Source organism: Mesorhizobium sp. XAP4 (assembly GCF_029269325.1).
In the GTDB taxonomy this organism is placed as follows: Bacteria; Pseudomonadota; Alphaproteobacteria; order Rhizobiales; family Rhizobiaceae; genus Mesorhizobium; species Mesorhizobium ciceri.
In genome coordinates this window covers 300698-324425 of the sequence record NZ_JARIXW010000003.1, presented here as the reverse complement: position 1 = coordinate 324425, position 23728 = coordinate 300698, and the positions used below count along the sequence as shown (strand labels likewise).

The window sequence follows — 23728 nt, the reverse complement described above, 5'->3', positions numbered from 1 at the left end:
CCTCACTTGTTGATATTCCAGAGGGACGTTCGAATGACGGACAGGACTGAACAGGAGCCAAACACGGCGGGCGCGCCAAAAGACGCCCGTCCGGTAAAGCTTGCTTGCCGCAACGTCTGGAAATTGTTCGGATCGAACGCGGCCAATTTCATCCGCGAACGTGACGGCAAGGCCAGCATGGCCGACGTCACGGCTGCCGGGCTGGTCGGCGCGGTGCGCGCCGTCGACCTTGAAATCCGCCAGGGCGAGATTTTCATCATCATGGGCCTGTCGGGCTCCGGCAAGTCGACGCTGGTGCGCTGCATGTCGAGGCTGGTCGAGCCGACCCACGGCAAGGTCGAATTCGAGGGCAATGACCTGCTGAAAATCTCCGATGCAGCACTCATCGAATTGCGACGACACCGCATGGGCATGGTGTTCCAAAATTTTGCGCTGTTGCCGCATCTCAACGTGCTGGAGAACATCGCCTTCCCGCTCAGCATCCAGGGGCAGGACCGGGCGACACGCGAAGCAAGGGCGCGCGAGGTCATCGAGCTTGTCGGCTTAAGGGGTCGCGAGCATTTCTATCCGCGCGAACTGTCCGGCGGCCAGCAGCAGCGTGTCGGCATCGCCCGCAGCCTGGCGACAAAACCGGAAATCTGGTTCCTCGACGAGCCGTTCTCGGCGCTCGATCCGCTGATCCGCCGCGAGATGCAGGACGAGCTGATGCGGTTGCAGATGATGCTGCACAAGACCATCGTCTTCATCACCCATGATTTCGACGAGGCCATCCGGCTGGCCGACCGCATCGCCATCATGAAGGATGGCGAGGTCATCCAGATCGGCACGCCGGAGGAACTGGTGGTCAATCCGGCGACCGACTACGTCGCCGAGTTCACCCGCGACGTCGACCGCGCCAAGGTGATCTCGGCACGCAGCCTCATGCGCGCCTGCGACGGCTCGGAGCACGGCGGAACGGTGGCGCCGGAGGCCAAGATATCCAGCTTTTCCGCCAGCATCGTTGCCGCCAACAAGCCGTTCGCGGTCGTCAACGGCAGCGGCAAGCCGATCGGCGAGGTGACGCCGCAAGCGGTGATCGATCTGCTGGCCGGCATTGAGCGTTCCGGAGCCGGCACATGACGGTGACGGCAAGCGCCGGCGAAACACGGTCGCGCCCGGTTCAGGTCTGGCTGCTCGTCTGGGCGGTGGCACTCGCGGCCGTGCTTGTCGTGTTCCTGTTGCAAGACCACCTGCCCTGGGCGGTCAATTATCCGGCCAGCGCCGTCGTGCCGGTCGCCGATTGGATCAGCGCGCTGATGCGCTGGATCAAGTCGAACCTGTCGTGGCTCACCCGCTCGATCACCGCTGTGCTCGGCGTTCCGCTCGATTTCGCGCTCAATCTGCTGGCCAAGAATTTCAAGATCGGTCACGGCGCAGAAGCCTATGTCCTGCCGCGGCTGTCCTGGGTCGGCGTCTGCGCTGCCGCCTTCATCGCGGGGCATGCAGCCGGCGGCAGAAAACTCGGCCTGCTGGTCGGCGGCTGCTTCCTCTACATCGCGCTGTTCGGCCAATGGACCAGCGCCATGCTGACGCTTGGGCTGATCTCCATCGCCGTGCCGTTCTGCATCGTCACCGGGCTGTTCGCCGGCATCTGGGCGTGGCGCAAGCCGTGGGCCGAAAGGCTCATCGTCTCCCCTGCCCTCGACCTGATGCAGACGATCCCGACCTTCGCCTATCTCATCCCAATGCTGCTGCTGTTCGGCAACAGCCCGGTCTCGGCGATGATTGCGACCGCCATCTTCGCCACCCCGCCGATGGTGCGAGCAACGATGCTCGGCCTATCGCGGGTGCCGTCGGAGATCGACGATTTCAGCGAAATGGCCGGCTGCACGGCGCAGCAGAAACTGTGGCGGGTGCTGCTGCCGTCGGCGCGGCCGACATTGATGGTCGGCGTCAACCAGGTCATCATGCTGGCGCTGAACATGGTGATCATCGCTTCGATGATCGGTGCCGGCGGCCTCGGCTACGACGTGCTCCTGGCGCTGCGCGCGCTGAAGGTCGGCGAGGCGATGGAAGCCGGCCTTGCCATTGTGGCACTCGCCATCGCACTCGACCGGCTGAGCCAAGCCATCGCGCACAGCCAAGCAAAGGGCCATGTCCATCAGGAGGTAAGCCCGAGCCTCTGGTGGCGCTACCCCAACCTGACGCTGGCCATCGCCATCCTTGTCGTGACAACACTGCTCGGCCTGTTCGTGCCGGCCTTGGCAGTGGTGCCGAAAGCGATCACTTTCACCACGGCGCCGCTGTGGAAGGCGGCGGTGAACTGGGTGACCATCAATTTCTTCGACACGATCGAAGCATTTCGCGTGGCGCTCATCCTCAATTTGCTGAACCCGCTGCGCGCCTTCTGCGAAGGCTTTCCGTGGCTGGGCGCGGTCTTCCTGCTCGGCCTTGCCGGCTATCAGCTCTCCGGCCTGCGGCTGGCCGTTCTCGTCGCCGCGCTGACCGCCTTCTGCGCCATCACCGGCCTGTGGGAAAAAACGATGGCAACGGTCTATCTCTGCGGCATCTCTGCCTTCATCGCCTGCCTGATCGGCATCCCGATCGGCCTGATGGCCGCGCGCAGCGACCGCTTCGAGAAGATCGTCACGCCCATCATCGACACGCTGCAGGTGCTGCCGTCCTTCTGCTTCATCATCCCGGTGGTGATGCTGTTTCGGGTCGGCGACGTCACCGCGATGATCGCAACGATAGCCTTCGCCGTGGTGCCGGCGATCCGCTATACCAATCACGGCATCAGGCAGGTGCCGCCGGCGCTGATCGAGGCGGCGAAGGTTTCGGGCTGTACGCCGCGCCAAACCTTCTTTCGCGTGCAATTGCCGTTGGCGCTGCCCGAGATCATGCTCGGCGTCAACCAGACGATCCTGATGGCGCTGGCGATGATCATCATCTGCGCCATGGTCGGCACCCGCGATCTCGGCCAGGAAGTGTTCATCGCGCTATCCAAGGCTGATTCCGGCCGCGGCATCGTCGCCGGTCTCGCCATCGCCTTCATCGGCATCGTCGCCGACCGGCTGTTCAACGCCTGGACGGCGAAGGCCAGGGCAAGGCTGGGGTGATAGCTACCATTTCAAGCTCGATAGCCTAATAATCCATTCTTTCGTCGATTTCGTTGTACGGTCCCTCTCATGGATACAATCACTATTGAAGGCTGGGTATTGCCTGAGATTCGCCGGGTCAGCATTCCAGATATTGATTCTATATCTTTCAAAGATCCAAATGGATTCGAAGGAATCTTCAAATTCAAAATTCGCGACGGCAACGTCCATGTAGAGTGCGATATCGTAAGTTCTTGTGACAACGCTCTTCAATTTTGTACGGTTCGATCGCTCGAACTTGCAACTGCCTTAGTCGACATCTTTGCTTTCTCAAAAGGATGGGCTCTGTCGGTGATAGTTGATTTCATGACTCGCGGCGAAGAACGCCGACCAATCGCACTAAGTGAGCAGAGCGTACAAGCCTATTGCAATGCCTTCCAGAGCGCCGCCGAATTCCAGCAGCTTAGCAATCTCGTCCTTCCAAACTTGAGCTTGAGATTCGCGTTCCGTGATCTCGTCTCAAGCTTGAGCACACTTAATTATTCGGCAATCGCTGCGGCGCGAGCGGTCGAAGTAATTCGTAGCCAGATGGCTTCTGATACGTCAGAGAGTCAGGCGTGGGAGGTCATGCGAAACAAGCTTCGAATAGAGCGCTCTTACTTGAAATTCATAACAGACGCATCTCGCTATCCACGACACGGCAATCGGGGAGCTACAGATGGGGGAACTCAAATCGTCGTTACTCATCGAGCGTGGGCAATCATGACTAGGTACTTGGAATTTCTGAAGCGAGGGGGAAAAGAGGAACTGCCGGAGGACATGTTTCCTCTTTTGACAGCTTGATGGCAAACCCATCAGGCCATCAAAAGAATTCAAGCCGCTGGCCGAACCTTTATTCCGCTGCTACCCCTTTGACTTCCAGATAGCTCTCCATGGAATCGTCCAGCGCCTGCAGCCATGGCGTATGATGCAGCGGCGCCATGGTGCCGGTCATCAGCGAGCGGTAGGCGTGATCGCGGAAGCTCATAATGTCTTCGCCCTTGTGGTGCTCCCACTCCATGAAGGTCTGGTTGACCGCCTCGACGTCGAAGCCGGGATAGTCGGTCTGGTCCATCAATTCCTTGGTGTAGTCGCCCTGGAACCAGATCATCTGCTCGGCGTCTTCGAGCGTTTCCTCGCGCGCGCGCCATTTCGCGCCGTGCTCGGCCATCGCCTCGGCCGACGGCAGCTTGATGCGGCCCATGATGACGTCGCGGGCGAACCAGGCCTGCGCGTCGAACATGTTGAAGGTGTAGAACTGGTCCTGCATGCCGATATAGGAAAGTTTTGGGTTCTTCTCCCAGACGACGCCCTCATAGAGATCGAGCGGCCACATGCGGTTGGCGGTCTTGAGCTTCAAATCGTCGGTGAGGAAGGGGAAGGAATGCAGGTAGCCGGTGCACAGGATGATGGCGTCGACATCCCTAGTGGTGCCGTCCTTGAAATGCGCGGTTTTGCCGACGACCTTCTGCAGCAGCGGCACCTCTTTCCAATTCTCCGGCCATTTGAAGCCCATCGGCTTCGAGCGGTAGCTGGAGGTGATCGATTTGGCGCCGTATTTGTAGCATTGCGAGCCGATATCCTCGGCCGAATAGGAGCGGCCGATGATCAGAATGTCCTTTCCCTTGAACTCCATCGCGTCGCGGAAATCATGGCTGTGCAGGATGCGGCCATTGAAGGTGGAGAAACCCTCGAAAGAGGGCACGTTGGGTACCGAGAAATGCCCGGAGGCGACGACGACATTGTCGAACTCTTCGGAATAAGTGACGTCGTTGGTGCGGTCATGCGCGGTGACGGTGAATTTCTTCGTCTCGTCCGAAAACGTCACCATGCGCACCGGGCTGTTGAAGCGCACCCATTTGCGCAGGCCTGATTTCTCGACGCGGCCCTTGATGTAGTCCCACAGCACGGCGCGCGGCGGATAGGAGCCGATCGGCCGGCCGAAGTGCTCCTCGAAAGGATAGTCGGCGAATTCCAGGCATTCCTTTGGTCCGTTCGACCAGAGATAGCGATACATGGAACCGTGCACCGGATCGCCATGCTCGTCGAGACCGGTGCGCCAGGTGTAGTTCCACAGGCCGCCCCAGTCCGACTGCTTTTCGAAGCAGACGATCTCGGGAATGTCGGCGCCCTTGTCGGCCGCCGATTTGAAGGCCCTGAGCTGTGCCAGGCCGGATGGGCCGGCTCCGATGACGGCAACGCGACTTTTCATGGCAGGCCTCCCGATCTGGTTTCGACTTTTGCCTTGACGCAACTCCCAAGGGGAAAGCGCTATGCGCTTTCCCGGAATTGCTCTTACGAAACAAATTTCACTCACAGGGACAGTAATTGGCCCTTTCGTGCTGTCAACAGCCCGGTGCGGAAACAACGTTCCGCCGATGTGGATTTCCCGCAAAAAACCGGACGCGGCCAAACGCCGGATCGTGCGCATGCGCTTTCAGGCGACTTGCCGTCGCAGTTGCGCTGCTGTATCGGCACCTGACATGTTCACCTAGAGTGAAATAAATCCGCAGGAGTGCCGGGGGCGACATGGCGAAGAAGGTTTCCGATTCCAAGGCTGGTCCAGCCGGTGCAAAGGCCAAGCCGCAGCCAAAGGTCTCGGCCGACGGGAAAACCATCCGCGCGCCGCTGACGCAGAACCCGCATGCCATTCGCGACACGCGCGAAAAGGTGCTGGAGGTGGCGATCGGCCGCGAGGTGCGCGCCTTCCGCAAGAAGCTCGGCATCACCGTCGCCGATCTGGCGGTCGCCACCGACATTTCGCTGGGCATGCTGTCGAAGATCGAGAATGGCATCACCTCGCCGTCACTGACCACCTTGCAGGCGCTGTCGCGGGCGCTCGGCGTCCCGGTGACAGCCTTCTTCCGCCGCTTCGAGGAAGAGCGCAGCGCCGTTTTCGTCAAGGCCGGCCAAGGCCTCGATGTCGAGCGCCGCGGCACGCGCGCCGGTCACCAGTACAATCTGCTCGGCCATATCGGCTCCAACACCAGCGGCGTCGTCGTCGAGCCCTATTTGATCACGCTGACCGAGGATTCCGACGTGTTTCCGACCTTCCAGCATGAGGGCATGGAGTTCCTCTATATGCTCGAGGGCGAGGTCGTTTACCGGCACGGCAGCAATCTCTACCCGATGAAGCCCGGCGACAGCCTGTTCTTCGACGCCGACGCGCCGCACGGGCCGGAACAGCTGACGAAACTGCCGATGCGGTATCTGTCGATTATCTGCTATCCGCAGAGCGCGGGTTGAGCGGGACTCGATCTCCCCCTCGAGGGGGAGATCGGCAGCTTCGCGGGCGTCGCTCAATCCGGCCCGAACCCAGGGCTCGTCGGGCTGCCGTCGTCGAGCTTCGACAACCACTCGACCAGCGTCGGGCGATAACGCGTCAGGCCTTTGTAGTTGGCGAGTTCGTCGGGAAGGTCGCGGATGACGCGGTGCAGGCGTCGTGCCCATTTCGGCTGCGTCACCAGCTCGTCCATCTTGATCAGATAGCAGCGGATCGGAAAGACGATGCCATTCGAGCGCGGCAGGCGCCAAAAACTCTGCAGCTCGACGCGCAGATGCACTTTGTCGCCGACATTCTCCGGCGTCACCGTAGCCCGGTCCGGACCCCATTTGTGATAGTTTTCGGGGCTGGTGTCGAGGCGCGGATTGATGGTCATCGTCCAGTTCAGGCGCCTGGCCGGCTTGCCTTGCTGGATGTTGGTGAGGAATTTCAGCGCCCTGACAAAAATCCCCTTCTCATGCGCCAGCGGCACCGGCGCGTGCCATTCGAAAAAGTTCATGCCGATGTCGAAATCGAGCGACCAGTCGGCTTGGGTGGTGACCATGCCGGCATCCATCCACAGATTGCCGTCGCGCTGGTCGAGGATGCAGAAGTCGCCCTGGCTCTGGCGGGTGATGTACTCCATCGGGCCGTAAGGCAGCGTCGAGGTGTCGCCGAAGGTGAAGGTGTCGTCGATGCCGAGCGGCCGGTTGTTCCAGCGCCAGCGGTCGCCGTCGCGGGTCAGCGTGAAATGCTCGGGATAGCCCAGCGCCTGCTGCTCCATCAGCAGTTCCAGCAAGTCCCAGCCGGCCAGCGTCATGTGCGGCAGCGACTGGCAGCGCAGCGGGTCCTCGGCCAGCACCAGCGCCCGGTCCTGCATCTCGGCGACATAGTGCTCGTCGACGTCGATCAGGTTTTCCAGCACGCTGCCTTTCGGCCCGACGACATGCGGCTCGATGTTGACCGCATACATGTAGGCGTCTTCGTGGAAAGGGAACGGGAAGCGCCTGATGTGCTCAGGGCTGTTCTTGAAGGTGAAATCGTCGCGGAACGTTTCCTTGCGAAAGGTGATGCCCATGATTTCCTCCTAGCGCTCCAGGACCAGCGACCGGCCCTCGAAGCGCGACACGCACGGCATGATCTTCTTGCCCGAACGGTGCTCTTCCTCGCTCAGCCAGTGGTCGTTGTGGATGAACTTGCCGTCGCAAGAGATGACATTGGTTTCGCACTGGCCGCAGACGCCGCCGCGGCAGAGATAGGGCGGATCGACGCCGGCCGCTTCGATCGCTTCCAGCAGGCTCTGCTGCTCATCGACGCGGATCGTCTTGCCGCTGACGGCAAGCGTCACGTCGAAAGGCAGGCCAGGCTGGGGGGCCGCGAAATGCTCGAAATGCACGGTTTCCGATGGCCAACCGAGGCTTGCCGCGCGATCACGCACCCAGTTGATCATGCCGGCCGGGCCGCAGACATAGAGATGCGTGCCGAGCGGCTGCGTCGACAGCAGCCGGTCGAGTTCGATGCGCTCGTCAAGGTCGTCATGATAGAGCCTGACCCGGCGGTCGTAGCGCTCGCGCAGCACATCGGCATAGGTGCCGAGCGATGCGGTGCGGCAGGTGTAGTGCAGTTCGAAATTGCCGCCTTCCGCCGCAAGCTGAGCGGTCTGCGCCATGAACGGCGTGATGCCGATGCCGCCGGCCAGCATCAGATGCTTTTTGGCGCGCAGATCGAGCGAGAACAGATTGACGGGATAGCTGACCACCATCTCCATGCCGGGCTTGACGTTCCGGTGCATGAACAGCGAGCCGCCGCGGCCGACATCGTCGCGGCGCACCGAGATCGTGTATTCGCGCGTGTCGAGCGGCGAGCCCATCAGCGAATAGGGGTTGAGCCTGGTGCGTTCGCCGTCGCGCATCTCGACCACGACATGGGCGCCGCCGGAAAAGGTCGGCAGCAACTCGCCGTCGCGCCGGCGGAAATGGAAGCGGGTGACGAGGTCGTTGACCGGGACGACGTCGCTGACCACGACATCGAGTTTTGTGGTTCCGGTGCTCATCGGAAAACCTCCTCCATCGGAGGAATCTCGCTGCGATCCTCGGCGTTGATGCAGACGCCCTGGAACGCCGCGATGCGCCTGGAATAATGATCGCGCACCAGAAGCAGCAGGCCGCAATGCGCGCAGGTCGCCGGCTGCGTCGTCACATTCTCGGTGATGCCCTTGCAGTGGACGCATTGCATGCGCCGCGCCAGCGAACCGCGGTGCTCGGTCTGGATCGAAGTGTGGTCGATGCCGGCTTCAAGCGCCACCTGCATCGCCTGGCCGATCAGGCCCTCAGTGCCGGCGAGATAGAGGCGCAGGCCCATATGCGCATTTGCCAGGGTCTGCCTGAGCCGCGGCAGCAGGCTGGCGAAGGACGGTGCGACGTGAAACTGCGCCGGCTTCAACGCTTCGAGGGCGGCGACATGCTTGCCGTCGGGACCGGGGATGAAGACAATCTCGGCATCGTCGAAAAACCCGGGCGGCGCCCTCCCTGCCATCTCCGCTATCGCCAGCGCCCCTTCCGCATCCGCGATAAAAAGATGATGCTTGCCGGGCTGCGGAGACAAGGTTCCGTAAACAGGCCGGCTGATGATGCTTTTGGCTGCCATTTAAGTCTTCGTGCCTTCGAGCGCTTCACCGTTTCATAGAAACGGCGGACCGCTCTATCTCTTTGCTTTGACGCAATTCCGGACGGAAAACCGTTTCACACTTTTCCTGGAATTGCTCGAACCCCTCGCTGTTGATTATGCCTCAACCTTTCGCCGTGCGCTTGGTCTTCTTGGGATCGTCGAATGGCAATGGCTGGGCGGTGGCCTTGATGGCGCCGCTCCTGTTGCGGATTTCGAGCTTGGTGTCCTTGACCGCGCAGTCGACGTCGAGGCGCGCGATGCCCATCGATTTCTCGACCAGCGGCGAATACATGGCGCAGGTCACCACGCCCACCTTCTTGCCGTCGCGATAGACCGGCGCACCCTCATCGGCCGGCTCCTTGCCGTCGAGCAGAACGCCGTAGATCTTGAAGCGCTCCTTACCCTTGAGGCGATAATGCTCCTCGGCGCCGCGAAAGCCGGTCTTTCCGGGGCTGACGGTGAAGTCGAGGCCGAGCTCCCACAGCGTGTCGCCGGGTCCTTCGTTCTCGAACGGATATTTCTGCGAATTGTCGTAGGGGTAGAACAGCAAATAGCTTTCCACCCGCAGCATGTCGAGGGTGGTGAAGCGGCACGGAATGATGCCGGCGCTCTTGCCCTCGTCGAGGATCCTGTCCCAGATCGTGCCGGCATCCTGGCCGCGGCAGAAGATCTCGTAGCCGCGCTCGCCGGTGTAGCCGGTGCGCGAGATCATGACGGGCAAACCGAACAGTTGCGTCTGCATATGATGGAAATAGTTGAGGTCGCGAATGCCCGGCACATGCTTGGCCAGATAGTCGACGGCGGTTGGCCCCTGCAGCGAAAGATCGTGCAGATTGTCGTCGAAGCGCAGCGACACGTCGCGGCCCATAGCCGCCCGCTGCAATTCTTCATGGCCGGTGCCCGAACCATGCACGACCATCCAGGCATTGGGGCCGGTGCGGTAGAGGATGCAATCGTCGGTGAATTTTCCCGCCTCGTTCAGCATGCAGGCATAGGCCGACTTGCCGGGGTAGATCTTTTCGACGTCGCGCGTCGTCGCCAGGTCGATCAGGTGTGAAGCATGCGGCCCGGTGATGTGCACCTTCTTGAGGCCGGAGACATCCATCAGGCCAGCCTTGGTGCGGATGGCGATGTACTCCTCGTCGGCATCCTTGTCGTAGGTCCAGGCGGTTCCCATGCCGCTCCAGTCTTCGAGCTTCGAACCGAGCGCTCGGTGGCGATCCGCCAGGGTCGAAAATCTCCAGGATGCCGTCATCCGCTCGTCCTCCGTTTCGATAATGCTCTGCTGTTCCCTGCCCCCTGCGCAGTGGCGGGAGCTTTGACCGAATATTGATCGCAAACGCCAGGACGCCGCAATACCCATAAGCAATTAATTTCATTGTCAGGCAAAATCCACCGCGCAAAGCAAACAGTTAACCTCACGTAAATCGCGCTTGACAATTACGGGATTCGGACTGAATTTATGAAAAAAATTTCACTCTCTTGAAAGAGGGCAGCGGCCGGCCAATTCGGGGCCTGGCGTTGGAAAAAGGGGAAAACCGATGTCAGACATGCAACAGCGCATCGAAGCGCTGTACCGCTCCGACGTGCGCGGATCTGCGCTCCTGATCGTCTGCCTGTGGGCGACGATCCTCTTCGTCCTGCTCATGACATGGCCCTACATCCCGCACAGCGGCATCAAGGCCGTGGTCGCGATCGCCGCCGCCGCCGTGCTGATCTTCAACACGGCCGCCATCCTGGCGATGGTCAAGCACTACAAGGAAGACAAGGAATTCATCTACGGGCTCGACATCAAGAACGCCGACGCATTCCGCAACCGCAAGTCCTGAGGGGTAGAAGAAATGTCCCGCTACACGCCGCCGGAGCAGAGCAAGGCCGGGCAGGTTTTCGACATCGCCGTCGTCGTCGTCGCCATTTTCGTGGCGCTGTGGCTGCCGCTGAAACTGGGCCTCGCCGGCGCGGCGAAATCCATCGACGCGCTCGACGCCAAGACGTGGGAAGCGCTCGGCCAGAACCCGACCATGGCCTCGATCTGGGAAAAGCTCGGCTACACGCCCGAGACCGCGCACGACATCATCCAGAACCGCTTCCATTATGTCATCGACTGGCCGACGCTGATCATAATGGCTGCGGTGCTGATAGGCTATTTCGTCTTCCTGTTTCGCGCATCCGACCGCGAATATCGCGACGTCATCAACGAAAAATTCGACGACAAGTAAGAGTTCTGAGGACGATTTAATTCGGGGACACGATCATGTGGGTGGCACTCTCTTACGCATGCTGGGGCATCTCGATCGTGCTCGCTTTGTGGATGCTCTACGACTGGTTCAAGGTCGACACGACCTTCTCCGAAGAGGTGCTGACCTCCTCGCGCGAAGGCGAACTGGAAGCCACTTCCGAAAAACACCGGATCTGAGTGAGGATTGAACAATGACGATCGCACTTGAACCGGCTGCCCCGGCTGTCCAAGGGGACAGAGTTTCACTCCTGCGCGTGCTCGGACCGGCCCATGTCTGGGCGCTCGGCGTCGGCATCGTCCTGGTCGGCGAATTCACCGGCTGGAATTTCTCGGCGGACAAGGGTGGCGCGCTGGCCGCGCTGATCGTCTGCTGGGTCGTCGGATTGCTCTACACCTCGGTTGCGATGATCGATTCCGAGGTGACATCGACCGTGGCCGCCGCTGGCGGCCAGTATGCGCAGGCAAAGCACATCGTCGGACCGCTGATGGCGTTCAACGTCGCGCTGTTCCTGGTCTTTGCCTACACGATGCTCGAAGTGTCCGACGCCATCCTGCTCGGCGACACCATCGTCGCCAAGGCCGGCGTCGAAGGGCTCACCCACAATTCCTTCATCGCCGCGACCATCGTCGTGCTGGCGTGGCTGAACTATCGCGGCGTGCTGATGACGCTCAACGTCAACTTCGTCATCACCGCGATCGCCTATATCTCGATCGTCATCCTGTTCTTTTCGGTCAGCCCGTGGACGCAAGGCGCGGTGCTGAAGCTGAACGAACTGGTCACCCCAGGCAATGCGCTTCCCTATGGCTGGATCGGCGTCATCGCCGCCTTCCAGTTCGGCATATGGTACTATCTCGGCATCGAAGGCACCACACAGGCCGCCGAGGAAGTGCGCTCCCCGGCCCGCTCGCTGCCTTACGGCACCATGGCCGGCATGATCACGCTTTTGATCGCGGCGGCCATGACCTGGTATGTCTGCGCCTCGCTGATGCCCTGGGAATATCTCGGCATCACCTACTATCCACTGTGGGACGCCGGCAAGCTGACCGGCAGCCCTTTGCTCGAGAACCTGTTGTTCGTCGCCACGCTGCTGGCGGCGCTGGCGTCGGCCAATGGCTGCATCAACGATGCGGCGCGCGCCTGGTTCTCGCTCGGCCGTGACCGCTATCTGCCGACATGGTTCTCGGCCGTGCATCCGAAATATCGCACGCCCTATCGCTCGATCCTGTTCCTGCTGCCGATCGCGCTGGCCTTCGCCTTCATCGCCGACCTCAACCAGGCGATCACCTTTTCGATCCTGTCGGGGGTGCTGCAATACACGTTCATGAGCATCAACATCATCATGTTCCGCAAGAAGTGGCCGTTGGGCTCGATCCGCCGAGGCTACACCCACCCCTTCCATCCGATCCCGGCCATGGTGCTGTTCTGCCTGTGCGTGGTGACCTTCTTCGCAATCTTCCTCGGCTTCGGCTCGCAGTTGATCGCCATGGTCGCCTTCTACTTCCTGATCTCGCTGTGGTTCCACTTCTACCGTTACAAATTCGTGCGGCGCGGCGACCAGTTCACCATGCCGTGGCCAAAGCCGCAGGGTTATTGATGGGAGTAGGCCCGTCCGGATCCCGGGCGGGCCTGGCATGAGAAAATGTCCGAGCTGACATCAGCACTGCTGGCCGGGGCCATTGTCCTGGGTGTCGTTCTCCACCTTGCCTGGCAAGCGCGTGCCAGCCGCAGCAGGGCATCGATGGCGCTCGCCGTCGAGCAGGACCGCATCCGCACAATCATCGCCGATGCTGCCAATGTTTCGGATGGCACCGCCGGCGTCATCACCTGGGAAGGATCCTGGAACAGCAAACGTGTCCAGGTGCGCACCATCGTCGATACGCTGGCGACGCGCAAACTGCCGGCGCGCTGGCTCAGTGTTTCGATCACCGAAGAGGTCGCGGTACCAGCCACCTTCGACATGATGATGCGGCCGGGCTCGCCGACGACCTTCTCCAATTTCGATCATCTCGAGCATACGCTGCCCAAGGCTCCGGGATTTCCCGCCGAGTCGGTGCTGCGCACCGACCGCAGGGCGGCGCGCTTTCCGCAAGGCCTGATCGCCAGCCATATCGAGATCTTTTCCGAAGGGCGCGCCAAGGAACTGCTGATCACGCCCAAGGGTATACGCATCGTCTGGCTTCTGGCCGAAGCCGAGCGGGCGCGCTATGGCGTTTTCCGGCAGGCCGAATTCGGCGACGCCGCACTCGATCCCGCGCTGATCGAAAGGCTGCTGATGTCGGTGTCGGCGCTTCGCGACGCGATCAACAAAAGCGAACGGCAGGCCGCATGACCAGTTCCGCCACTGCACCCGCCAATCCCTATCTGGTTCTCGGCGCCGCAATCGTGCTGCCGGGAAGCGGGCACGTCATTCTGGGCGTGCCGGTGCGCGGCCTTCAATTCCTTTTCTTCATGGTGATCCTGGCATGGGTGACGGCCAAGATCGCGCCGCCCGATGCCAGCTTCGTCGGCCGTCACGCCGGCGGCTTCCTGATCTATGCTTTGTCGATCCTGGACGCCTACAAGCTCGCCCGCATCCGCACCGCCAAATGGGTTCACAACGCCCGGCAAGGCAACGATAGTGGGCAGAGCGGCATTGAGACGCATAGGTAATTAGAGGAATATTTTTTTCATACGATTGAATTTGCGGACCTCATTCGATACATCATTTTCAGAGTTGCAAACGATCTCTTAGCTACAAAACGTCGGGAGGCTGACATGTGTGGAATTGTCGGACTGTTTTTGAAGGACAAGTCGCTGGAACCCCAGCTTGGCGCGATGCTGTCGCAGATGCTGATCTCGCTCAGCGATCGCGGTCCCGATAGCGCCGGCATCGCCATCTATGGCGCGCCGTCCAAGAATGAGGCCAAGATCACCATCCAGTCGGCCAAGCCCGACCGCGATTTCCGCGGCCTCGAGGCGGAGCTCGCCAAGGCCATCGGCACGCCGGTGACGATCGCGGTGAAATCCACCCATGCAGTCGTCAGGACCACCCCCGCGAAGATCGATGAAGCGCGCGAAACCATCCAGGCGCTGCGCCCCGACATCCGCATCATGGGCGCCGGCGACGTGGTCGAGATCTACAAGGAAGTCGGCCTGCCCGAGGCAGTCGTCGATCGCTTCGATGTCCGCAAGATGACCGGCACACATGGCATCGGCCATACCCGCATGGCGACGGAATCGGCGGTGACGACGATGGGCGCGCATCCGTTCTCGACCGGCGCCGACCAGTGCCTGGTGCACAATGGCTCGCTGTCGAACCACAACAATGTCCGCCGCGAACTGATCCGCGAAGGCATGACCTTCGAAACCGAGAACGACACCGAAGTCGCTGCCGCCTATCTCTCGTCACAGATGGCGCATGGCAAGAATCTCGGCGAGGCGCTGGAAGGCACGCTCTCCGACCTCGACGGCTTCTTCACCTTCGTCGTCGGCACCAAGAACGGCTTTGGCGTGGTGCGCGATCCGATTGCCTGCAAGCCAGCCGTGATGGCCGAAACCGACCAATATGTCGCCTTCGGCTCGGAATATCGCGCGCTGACCAAACTGCCCGGCATAGACAATGCGAGGGTCTGGGAACCCGAGCCCGCAACCGTCTATTTCTGGGAGCATTGAGTTCATGCCGGCAACCACGTTTTCAAAAACCGCGGCACACGACCCTCGGGTCTTCGATCTCGACCAGTTGTCGCTGCGCGAACTCAACCAGGCGCTGCACAATCTGGCTCCCGGCTCGAACGAAACGGCATGGGAAGTGCTGAACCCGAAAGGCAGCCATTCGGTGGCCGTTGGCGTCGACCAGCCTGTTGCCATCGATGTGCGCGGCAGCGTCGGCTATTACTGCGGCGGCATGAATTCCGGCAGCACCATTACCGTGCATGGCTCGGCAGGGCCTGGAGTCGGCGAGAACATGATGTCGGGCTCGATCACCATCAAAGGCGACGCCAGCCAGTATGCCGGCGCCACCGGCAAGGGCGGCCTGCTGGTCATCGAAGGCAACGCCTCGTCGCGCTGCGGCATTTCGATGAAGGGCATCGATATCGTCGTGCATGGAAATATCGGCCATATGTCGGCCTTCATGGCGCAGTCAGGCAATCTGGTGGTGTTGGGCGATGCCGGCGATGCGCTCGGCGATTCCATCTACGAGGCGCGGCTCTTCGTGCGCGGCAAGGTCGACAGCCTGGGCGCCGACTGCATCGCCAAGGAAATGCGGACCGAGCATCTGGAATTGCTGCAGGGCCTGCTCGACCGCGCCGGCGTCACCGGCGTCAAGCCGTCGGAGTTCAAGCGCTACGGCTCGGCGCGTACCCTCTATAATTTCAATATCGACAACGCCGACGCGTATTGAGGCAGCATGACCTACAGGAACCCGCCGACGACGCCGCGCAAATCCGCGACCTTCGACGACTACACGCTTTCCGAGATCCGCCGTGCCGCGGCGACCGGCATCTATGACATCCGTGGCGCCGGCGCCAAGCGCAAGCTGCCGCATTTCGACGACCTACTGTTCCTCGGCGCCTCGATCTCGCGTTACCCGCTCGAAGGCTATCGCGAGCGCTGCGACACCAGCGTGGTGCTCGGCTCTCGCCATGCCAAGAAGCCGATCGAGTTGAAGATTCCGATCACCATTGCCGGCATGAGCTTCGGCTCGCTGTCGGGTCCGGCCAAGGAAGCGCTCGGACGCGGCGCTACCCTGTCGGGCACCTCGACCACGACGGGCGACGGCGGCATGACCGAGGAGGAGCGCGGCCATTCCAAGCAACTGGTCTATCAATATCTGCCGTCGCGCTACGGCATGAACCTGCGCGATCTGCGCCGCGCCGATGCGATCGAGGTCGTCGTCGGCCAGGGCGCCAAGCCGGGTGGCGGCGGCATGCTGCTTGGCCAGAAGATTTCGGATCGTGTCGCCGAAATGCGCACGCTGCCGAAAGGCATCGACCAGCGCTCGGCCTCACGCCACCCCGACTGGACCGGACCCGACGATCTCGAGATCAAGATCCTCGAATTGCGCGAAATCACCGACTGGGAAAAACCGATCTACGTCAAGGTCGGCGGCGCGCGCCCCTATTATGACACGGCGCTTGCCGTGAAGGCCGGCGCCGATGTCGTTGTCGTCGACGGCATGCAGGGCGGCACCGCCGCCACCCAGGAAGTGTTCATCGAAAATGTCGGCCAGCCGACGCTTGCCTGCATCAGGCCGGCCGTGCAGGCGCTGCAGGACCTCGGCATGCACCGCAAGGTGCAGCTGATCGTCTCCGGCGGCATTCGCAACGGCGCCGATGTCGCCAAGGCGCTGGCGCTCGGCGTCGACGCGGTCTCGATCGGCACGGCTGCCCTTGTCGCGCTCGGCGACAACGATCCGCGCTGGGAGGCGGAGTACAACGAGCTTGGCACCACGGCCGGCGCCTATGACGATTGGCACGAGGGTCGCGACCCCGCCGGCATCACCACGCAGGATCCGGAACTGATGAAGCGGGTCGATCCGGTGACTGCCGGGCGCCGGCTGGCGAACTACCTCAAGGTGATGACGCTTGAGGCTCAAACGATCGCCCGCGCGTGCGGCAAGAACAGCCTGCACAATCTTGAACCCGAGGACCTCGTCGCGCTGACGATCGAGGCAGCCGCCATGGCCGGCGTGCCGCTGGCCGGCACCAACTGGATACCGGGGAAGAACGGCTTCTGATCAACGAAGGGCCGATTCCCGCATACTCGGGAACAACAATCGATAAAAATGGGGAACTACCGTGGCAACTGATCTTGCTGAATTCGCAAGGGCGAAAAACGTCAAATATTTCATGATTTCCTACACTGACCTGTTCAGTGGCCAGCGTGCCAAGCTGGTGCCGGCGCAGGCGATATCAGACATGCAGAAGGACGGCGCCGGCTTTGCCGGTTTCGCCACATGGCTGGACCTGACGCCGGCGCATCCCGACATGCTTGCGGTGCCGGATCCGGATTCGGTGATCCAGCTGCCGTGGAAGCCTGAGGTCGCCTGGGTCGCGGCCAACTGCATCATGGACGACAAGGAGGTCGACCAGGCGCCGCGCAACACACTGAAGCGGCTGATCGCGGAAGCCGCCAGCGACGGCATGCATGTCAAGACCGGCGTCGAGGCCGAGTTCTTCCTGATCTCGCCTGACGGCAAGACGATCTCCGACGAATACGACACGGCCTCAAAACCCTGCTACGACCAGCAAGCGGTGATGCGCCGCTACGACGTCATCGCCGAGATCTGCGACCACATGCTGGCGCTCGGCTGGGGCGCCTATCAGAACGACCATGAGGACGCCAACGGCCAGTTCGAGATGAACTGGGCCTTCGACGACGCGCTGGCCACCGCCGACAAGCACTCGTTCTTCAAATTCATGGTCAAGTCGATCGCGGAAAAGCATGGCCTGCGCGCGACCTTCATGCCGAAGCCCTTCCAGGGCCTGACCGGCAATGGCTGCCATGCGCATATCTCGGTCTGGGACAAGGCCGGCAAGACCAACGTCTTCGCCGACAATTCGATGGAGCTCGGCCTGTCGGCCAAGGGCAGGAATTTCCTCGGCGGCATCATGAAACATGCCTCCGCACTGGCCGCGATCACCAACCCGACGGTGAATTCCTACAAGCGCATCAACGCGCCGCGCACCATTTCGGGCGCGACCTGGGCACCGAACACGGTGACCTGGACCGGCAACAACCGCACCCATATGGTGCGGGTGCCCGGCCCCGGCCGCTTCGAGCTGCGGCTGCCGGATGGGGCGGCCAATCCCTATTTGCTGCAGGCCGTCATCATCGCGGCCGGCCTCGACGGCATCCGCTCCAAGGCCGATCCGGGCAAGCGCCACGACATCGACATGTACCAGCTCGGCCATACCGTCACAGACGCACCGAAGCTGCCGCTCAACCTGCTCGACGCGCTGCGCGAGTTCGATAATGACAAATCGCTCAAGGCGGCGCTGGGTGAGGAATTTTCGTCGGCATATCTAAAGCTGAAGCAGCAGGAATGGAATTCCTATGCTTCGCACTTCACGCAATGGGAGCGCGACCACACGCTGGATATTTGACCACCAGCGCGACGCGAGCGACCTCGGAATGAACTGATGAAATATTCGATCTTCTCGCTCGCTCGTGCCGCCCTGTCCGGCCACAAGAACTGGCAGCGCACCTGGCGCGACGCCACGCCGAAGGATCGCTACGACGTGGTGATCATCGGCGGCGGTGGGCACGGGCTGGCCACCGCCTGGTTCCTCGCCAGCGAGTACGGCATCAAGAATGTCGCCGTGCTCGAAAAAGGCTGGATCGGCTCCGGCAATGCCGGCCGCAACACCACCATCATCCGCTCCAATTACGGTCTGCCCGGCAACACCGGCTTCTACGAATTGTCGATGAAGCTGTGGGAGCGGATGGAGCAGGACCTCAACTACAATGCGATGGTCAGCCAGCGCGGCGTCATCAACCTCTACCATTCCGATGCGCAGCGCGACGCCTATGCGCGGCGCGGCAACACTATGCGCATCAACGGCATCGACGCCGAACTGCTCGACCTCGCTGCCGTCAGGAAGATGATCCCGTTCCTGAACTTCGACAATGCGCGCTTTCCCGTGCAAGGCGGGCTGTTGCAGCGGCGCGGCGGCACGGCGCGGCACGATGCAGTGGTCTGGGGCTATGCGCATGCGGCGAGCGAACTCGGCGTCGACATCATCCAGAATTGCGAAGTCACCGGCTTCGTCAGAGACGCCAATGGCAAGGTGACCGGCGTCGAGACGTCGCGCGGCAAGATCGGCGCCGGAAAGGTTGGCATGGCGGTCGCCGGCTCCTCGTCGCGCGTCGCAGCAATGGCCGGTCTGCGCCTGCCGATCGAGAGCCATGTGCTGCAGGCCTTCGTCTCCGAGGCGATCAAGCCGCTCATCCCGGGCGTCATGACCTTCGGCGCCGGCCATTTCTACGTCAGCCAGTCCGACAAGGGCGGCCTCGTCTTCGGCGGCGATATAGACGGCTACAATTCCTACGCCCAGCGCGGCAACATGCCTGTGATGGAAGACGTCTGCGAGGGCGGCATGGCGCTGATGCCGATGATCGGCCGGGTGCGCCTGCTGCGCCAGTGGGGCGGCATCATGGACATGTCGATGGATGGTTCACCGATCATCGACAAGACGCCCGTCGACGGGCTCTATCTCAACGCGGGCTGGTGCTATGGCGGCTTCAAGGCGACGCCAGGGTCCGGTTTTGTCTTTGCGCACCTCCTGGCTCGCGACGAGTCGCATGAAGAAGCGGCACGGTTCCGCCTAGACCGGTTCCGAACTGGCGCCATGATCGACGAAAAGGGCCAGGGCGCCCAACCGAACCTGCATTGAAGGCGGTTTAGAAGAAATGCGCATTGCCTGTCCTTTCTGCGGTGAACGCGAACTCGGCGAGTTCACCTATCTCGGCGACGCCAAGCCGGTGCGGCCCGAGGCCGGCGCCTCGGAAGACGAGGTCTTCGACTATGTCTATCTGCGCGACAATGTCGCCGGCGCGACCAGGGAATATTGGTACCATGGCGGTGGTTGCCGGGCCTGGCTGAAGGTCACCCGCAACACGCTGACGCACGAGATTTCCTCCATCGAACCGGCGGCTGGTGCCGGCGCTGCGAAGGTTGGTGCGTGATGGCCGGCGCGCAGACACACCGGCTCGGCAATGGCGGGCTTGTCGACCGCTCGGCACCGCTGAACTTCCGTTTCGACGGCAAGGCTTTCTCCGGCTTCCAGGGCGACACGCTCGCCTCGGCGCTGATCGCCAACGGCGTCAAGCTGGTCGGCCGCTCATTCAAATACCATCGCCCGCGCGGCATCCTGACTGCGGGCTCGGAAGAACCCAACGCGCTGGTTGAGCTGCGCACCGGGGCACGGCGCGAGCCGAACACCAAGGCGACGACGGCCGAACTCTATGACGGGCTCGAGGCCGCCAGCCAGAACCGTTGGCCGTCGCTGCGCCACGACGTGATGTCGGTCAACCAGCTGTTCGCGCCGATCTTCGTCGCCGGCTTCTACTACAAGACCTTCATGTGGCCGGCGAAGTTCTGGGAAGCGATCTATGAGCCGGCGATCCGCCGCGCCGCAGGCCTTGGCCGTGCCGCCGGCATCGCCGATCCCGACCATTACGACAAGGCATGGGCGCATTGCGATGTGCTGATCGCCGGCTCCGGCCCGGCTGGCCTGGCCGCGGCATTGGCAGCCGGCCGCTCTGGCGCCCGCGTCATCCTGTGCGAAGAGGATTTTGTCCTCGGCGGCCGTCTGCTGTCGGATGGCGGAATGATCGACGGCGAACCTGCGGCCGAGTGGATTTCGCGGACGCTGGCTGAACTGGCTGGTATGCCCGACGTCCGCGTCATGACCCGCACGACGCTGTTCGGCGTCTACGATGGCGGCACCTACGGCGCCATTGAGCGGGTCAACGACCATTTGCCCTCGCCGCCCGAGCACCAGGTGCGCCAGCGCCTGTGGCGGATCGTGGCGAAGCGCTGCGTCGTGGCAGCCGGCGCCATCGAACGGCCGATCGTCTTTGCCGGCAACGACACGCCCGGCGTGATGATGGCCTCCGCCATGCGCACCTATGTCGCGCGCTACGCCGCTACACCGGCAAAGCGGATCGCGCTGTTCACCAACAATGAGGATGGCTGGCGCACGGTCGGAGCGGCCCTCGGTGCCGGCCTGCAGATCGCGGCGGTCATCGATGCACGGCCCGAAATATCGCCGGCGCATCGTTCGCTGGCCTCGAAGGGCGGCTTCCCGGTGCTGCACGGTTCCGTCAGCGGCGTCGACGGCGGCAAGGATGGCGTCAGGAAAATCGCGGTGTCGCTGACCGGCGGCGCGCGCGCCGAGGTCGAAGCGGACGGGCTCGCCGTTTCCGGCGGCTGGAACCCGGCGGTCGGGCTGACCTCCTATCATCGCGGCCGGCCGAAATGGCGCAGCGACATCTCCGCCTTCGTGCCCGACGGCGCGCCTCCAGGCATGGTCGCCGCAGGTGCCGCCAATGGTGCCTTTGGCCTTGGCGCCTGCCTCAGTCAAGGCTTTGCCGCCGGCGCGGCAGCCGCGCATAATGCCGGCCGGACCGGCAATGCGGGATCGGCGCCTGTCGCCGACGACGAGGTTTTCTCGCTCACCCCGCTCTGGCATGTCGCCGGCAAGGGCAAAGCCTTTGTCGACCAGCAACACGACGTCACCGCGTCCGACATCGAGCTGGCGCAGCGCGAGGGTTTTGAATCGGTCGAGCATCTGAAGCGCTACACCACGCTCGGCATGGCGACCGACCAGGGCAAGACCTCCAACGTCGCCGGCCTCGCCATCATGGCGGCGGTAACAGGCAAATCCATTCCCGAGACCGGCACGACCATCTATCGCCCGCCTTACGTGCCCGTCGCCATCGGCGCCTTTGCCGGACACCATCGCGATGAGACTTTTCATGCAACGCGGCTGACGCCGTCGCATCACTGGGCGGTGGAACAAGGTGCTGTCTTCGTCGACACCGGTCTTTGGAAACGGGCGCAGTGGTACCCCCGCGCGGGCGAGAAGGACTGGCTGGAATCGGTGACGCGCGAGGTCAAGGCGGTGCGCTCAGGCGTCGGATTCTGCGATGTCTCGACGCTCGGCAAGATCGACGTGCACGGTCCGGATGCCGGCGCCTTCCTCGACCGCGTCTACATCAACACCTTCTCCAGTCTTGCAGTGGGCAAGGCGCGCTACGGTCTGATGCTGCGCGAGGATGGCATCGTCTATGACGATGGCACCACGTCGCGGCTGGCCGAAGACCACTATTTTCTCACCACCACCACGGCCAAGGCCGGTCTGGTGATGCAGCATCTCGAATTCTGCCGCCAGGTGCTGTTCCCGGAGCTCGACGTGCAGCTCACTTCCGTCTCCGACCAGTGGGCGCAGTTCTCGATCGCTGGACCGAGCGCGCGGGAGTTGCTGAAACAGATCGTTGATGAGTCCGAGGACCTTTCCAACGAAGGCTTTCCGTTCATGGGCGCGCGCGAAGTGACATTGCGCGGCGGCCTGAAGGCGCGGCTGTTCCGCATCTCGTTCTCCGGCGAAATGGCCTTCGAGATCTCGGTACCGGCACGCTTCGGCGATGCGATGGCGCGCAATCTGATGCTAGCCGGTGCGCCATTCGGCGTGACGCCTTACGGCACCGAGGCGCTCGGCGTCATGCGCGTCGAAAAGGGCCACATCGCCGGACCGGAACTGAGCGGCACGACGACAGCGGCCGATCTTGGTCTGGGCAAGATGATGTCGACCAAGAAAGACTATATCGGCCGCGTCATGGCCGGACGCGAGGCGCTGGTAGCCCCGGATCGCCAGGTCGTCGTCGGCATCAAGCCGACGGACGAGACACGTCGGCTGCGCTCCGGCGCACACATCATCCCGAAGGGGCAGACGCCCGGCCCCGGCAACGACCAGGGCTATGTCACCTCGGTCTGCTTCTCGCCGACGTTGGATCAGTGGATCGGGCTCGCGCTTGTCGAACGCGGCCGCGAACGCATCGGCGAGATCGTGCACGCGCATGATCCATTGCGCGGCGAAGACTATGACGTCGAACTCTGCAATCCCGTCTTCTACGACCCGGATGGAGGGCGCCAGCGTGGTTGAGTTTTCCTGGGCTCCCCGCAGTCCGCTTGAAAAGGCGCTCGTTGCCGGCGTGCATGGTGCACGCGGTATTGAGGCCGGCGTCTCGCTGACCGAGATCCGCAATTTTGATCTGATCCAGGTGATGGCGCGGCGCGGCCAGGCGGCCGAGCTGGGACAAGCCGCCAAGGCTCGGTTTGGTGTTGCTGTCCCTGATGCGCCCAAGGCGGTGCGGACTTCGGACGCAACGCTGATCTGGTCGGGACCGGACCAGTTCTTCGTGCTGTCGAAGGGCGGCAAGCACACGATGCAGACGCTGGAGCCCGCATTGTCCGGCTCGCTGTCGGACCAGTCGCATGCGCGGGTTCTGGTCAGCATCTCCGGCGCCAAGGCGCGGACAATGCTGGCGAAACTGTCGTCGATCGATTTGCATCCCGATGCGTTTCCGGTTGGCGCCGCCGCCGCGACGTCGATGGATCACACCAGCGTCACGCTCTGGCGCGACAGTGATCGGACGGATGGGCAGGCGGTGTTCAACGTTCTGATGTTTGCGACGTTTGCCGAGAGCCTTTCGCATACGATGCTGGATTCGGGCGCGGAGTACGGCGTGGACATCAGTCACTCCAAGGACTTAGCGTAACGCTTGTGCGCGGCCTTCCCTTCTCCCCTTTGTGGGAGAAGGTGGCCTCGCGAAGCGAGGTCGGATGAGGGGTGCTCCAGCTTGGCAAGAACGGTGATCCGGCCAGCACCCCTCAACCGTCTCGGCGCTGCGCGCCGATCCACCTTCTCCCACAAGGGGAGAAGGGAAAAAGCGCGCTC

Annotated in this window: 23 protein-coding genes; 18 read left to right on the top strand and 5 right to left on the bottom strand. The window is 62.4% G+C overall.

Annotated elements, in window-relative coordinates:
• Positions 1-33: 33 nt before the first annotated feature.
• The 3 genes from P3C39_RS14975 (at position 34) to P3C39_RS14965 (ending at position 3920) form a co-directional block, all read left to right on the top strand.
• Positions 34-1119 carry a glycine betaine/L-proline ABC transporter ATP-binding protein gene (locus tag P3C39_RS14975; RefSeq protein ID WP_013532889.1) on the top strand — a complete coding sequence of 362 codons (1086 nt, stop codon included), beginning with the start codon at positions 34-36 and terminating at the stop codon, positions 1117-1119.
• A complete protein-coding gene (locus P3C39_RS14970; protein WP_275953783.1) occupies positions 1116-3098 on the top strand; it encodes an ABC transporter permease subunit in 1983 nt (660 codons plus the stop codon). The genes P3C39_RS14975 and P3C39_RS14970 overlap by 4 nt, the downstream gene beginning before the upstream one ends.
• Positions 3099-3167: 69 nt before the next feature.
• Positions 3168-3920, top strand: coding sequence for a hypothetical protein (locus tag P3C39_RS14965; protein WP_275953784.1), 753 nt, complete (start codon positions 3168-3170; stop codon positions 3918-3920).
• A 49-nt stretch (positions 3921-3969) separates the two neighbouring features.
• Here the strand turns inward: P3C39_RS14965 and P3C39_RS14960 are convergent, their stop codons facing one another.
• On the bottom strand, positions 3970-5328 hold the full coding sequence (locus tag P3C39_RS14960; protein WP_275953785.1) for an NAD(P)/FAD-dependent oxidoreductase: 1359 nt from the start codon (positions 5326-5328) through the stop codon (positions 3970-3972).
• 317 nt (positions 5329-5645) lie between these two features.
• Between P3C39_RS14960 and P3C39_RS14955 the strand changes: the two genes are divergently transcribed.
• Positions 5646-6362 carry an XRE family transcriptional regulator gene (locus tag P3C39_RS14955; RefSeq protein ID WP_013532893.1) on the top strand — a complete coding sequence of 239 codons (717 nt, stop codon included), beginning with the start codon at positions 5646-5648 and terminating at the stop codon, positions 6360-6362.
• A 53-nt stretch (positions 6363-6415) separates the two neighbouring features.
• Here P3C39_RS14955 and P3C39_RS14950 read toward each other — a convergent pair whose 3' ends face one another.
• From P3C39_RS14950 to P3C39_RS14935, 4 genes are all read right to left on the bottom strand, one after another.
• The gene (locus P3C39_RS14950; protein ID WP_275953786.1) at positions 6416-7456 is read right to left on the bottom strand and encodes a DUF3445 domain-containing protein; all 1041 of its coding nucleotides are present in this window, start codon (positions 7454-7456) and stop codon (positions 6416-6418) included.
• Between the two features lie 9 nt (positions 7457-7465).
• A complete protein-coding gene (locus P3C39_RS14945) occupies positions 7466-8431 on the bottom strand; it encodes a PDR/VanB family oxidoreductase (protein ID WP_013532895.1) in 966 nt (321 codons plus the stop codon).
• A complete protein-coding gene (locus P3C39_RS14940) occupies positions 8428-9024 on the bottom strand; it encodes a dimethylamine monooxygenase subunit DmmA family protein (protein WP_275953787.1) in 597 nt (198 codons plus the stop codon). Before P3C39_RS14940 ends, P3C39_RS14945 begins: the two co-directional genes overlap by 4 nt.
• Before the next feature lie 142 nt (positions 9025-9166).
• Positions 9167-10300, bottom strand: a complete 1134-nt coding sequence (locus P3C39_RS14935; RefSeq protein WP_027163838.1) for an aminomethyltransferase family protein — start codon at positions 10298-10300, stop codon at positions 9167-9169.
• Positions 10301-10586: 286 nt separating this feature from the next.
• Between P3C39_RS14935 and P3C39_RS14930 the strand changes: the two genes are divergently transcribed.
• The 14 genes from P3C39_RS14930 to P3C39_RS14865 all read left to right on the top strand — a co-directional run bounded on the left by P3C39_RS14930 (position 10587) and on the right by P3C39_RS14865 (position 23549).
• Positions 10587-10874, top strand: a complete 288-nt coding sequence (locus P3C39_RS14930) for a hypothetical protein (protein WP_013532898.1) — start codon at positions 10587-10589, stop codon at positions 10872-10874.
• A gap of 12 nt (positions 10875-10886) precedes the next feature.
• Positions 10887-11264 carry a hypothetical protein gene (locus P3C39_RS14925; RefSeq protein ID WP_013532899.1) on the top strand — a complete coding sequence of 126 codons (378 nt, stop codon included), beginning with the start codon at positions 10887-10889 and terminating at the stop codon, positions 11262-11264.
• Positions 11265-11299: 35 nt separating this feature from the next.
• Positions 11300-11461: a hypothetical protein gene (locus tag P3C39_RS14920; RefSeq protein WP_013532900.1), complete on the top strand. Its 162-nt coding sequence runs from the start codon at positions 11300-11302 to the stop codon at positions 11459-11461.
• A gap of 14 nt (positions 11462-11475) precedes the next feature.
• Positions 11476-12879 (top strand): amino acid permease, encoded by a 1404-nt coding sequence (locus tag P3C39_RS14915; RefSeq protein ID WP_024502594.1) that lies wholly within the window; start codon positions 11476-11478, stop codon positions 12877-12879.
• A 45-nt stretch (positions 12880-12924) separates the two neighbouring features.
• The gene (locus P3C39_RS14910) at positions 12925-13614 is read left to right on the top strand and encodes a hypothetical protein (protein ID WP_275953788.1); all 690 of its coding nucleotides are present in this window, start codon (positions 12925-12927) and stop codon (positions 13612-13614) included.
• Positions 13611-13934 carry a hypothetical protein gene (locus tag P3C39_RS14905; protein WP_063167617.1) on the top strand — a complete coding sequence of 108 codons (324 nt, stop codon included), beginning with the start codon at positions 13611-13613 and terminating at the stop codon, positions 13932-13934. Before P3C39_RS14910 ends, P3C39_RS14905 begins: the two co-directional genes overlap by 4 nt.
• Positions 13935-14039: 105 nt before the next feature.
• A complete protein-coding gene (locus P3C39_RS14900; RefSeq protein ID WP_063167616.1) occupies positions 14040-14936 on the top strand; it encodes a glutamine amidotransferase family protein in 897 nt (298 codons plus the stop codon).
• Positions 14937-14940: 4 nt separating this feature from the next.
• Positions 14941-15666, top strand: coding sequence for a GXGXG domain-containing protein (locus tag P3C39_RS14895; RefSeq protein WP_275953789.1), 726 nt, complete (start codon positions 14941-14943; stop codon positions 15664-15666).
• 6 nt (positions 15667-15672) lie between these two features.
• Positions 15673-17001 (top strand): FMN-binding glutamate synthase family protein, encoded by a 1329-nt coding sequence (locus tag P3C39_RS14890; RefSeq protein WP_063167615.1) that lies wholly within the window; start codon positions 15673-15675, stop codon positions 16999-17001.
• Between the two features lie 61 nt (positions 17002-17062).
• A complete protein-coding gene (glnT, locus tag P3C39_RS14885; protein ID WP_275953790.1) occupies positions 17063-18370 on the top strand; it encodes a type III glutamate--ammonia ligase in 1308 nt (435 codons plus the stop codon).
• 36 nt (positions 18371-18406) lie between these two features.
• On the top strand, positions 18407-19660 hold the full coding sequence (locus P3C39_RS14880; RefSeq protein WP_013532907.1) for a sarcosine oxidase subunit beta family protein: 1254 nt from the start codon (positions 18407-18409) through the stop codon (positions 19658-19660).
• Between the two features lie 16 nt (positions 19661-19676).
• The gene (locus P3C39_RS14875) at positions 19677-19952 is read left to right on the top strand and encodes a sarcosine oxidase subunit delta family protein (protein ID WP_275953791.1); all 276 of its coding nucleotides are present in this window, start codon (positions 19677-19679) and stop codon (positions 19950-19952) included.
• The gene (locus P3C39_RS14870; protein ID WP_275953792.1) at positions 19952-22933 is read left to right on the top strand and encodes a sarcosine oxidase subunit alpha; all 2982 of its coding nucleotides are present in this window, start codon (positions 19952-19954) and stop codon (positions 22931-22933) included. Before P3C39_RS14875 ends, P3C39_RS14870 begins: the two co-directional genes overlap by 1 nt.
• Positions 22926-23549 carry a sarcosine oxidase subunit gamma family protein gene (locus tag P3C39_RS14865; RefSeq protein WP_275953793.1) on the top strand — a complete coding sequence of 208 codons (624 nt, stop codon included), beginning with the start codon at positions 22926-22928 and terminating at the stop codon, positions 23547-23549. The genes P3C39_RS14870 and P3C39_RS14865 overlap by 8 nt, the downstream gene beginning before the upstream one ends.
• Positions 23550-23728 lie beyond the last annotated feature (179 nt).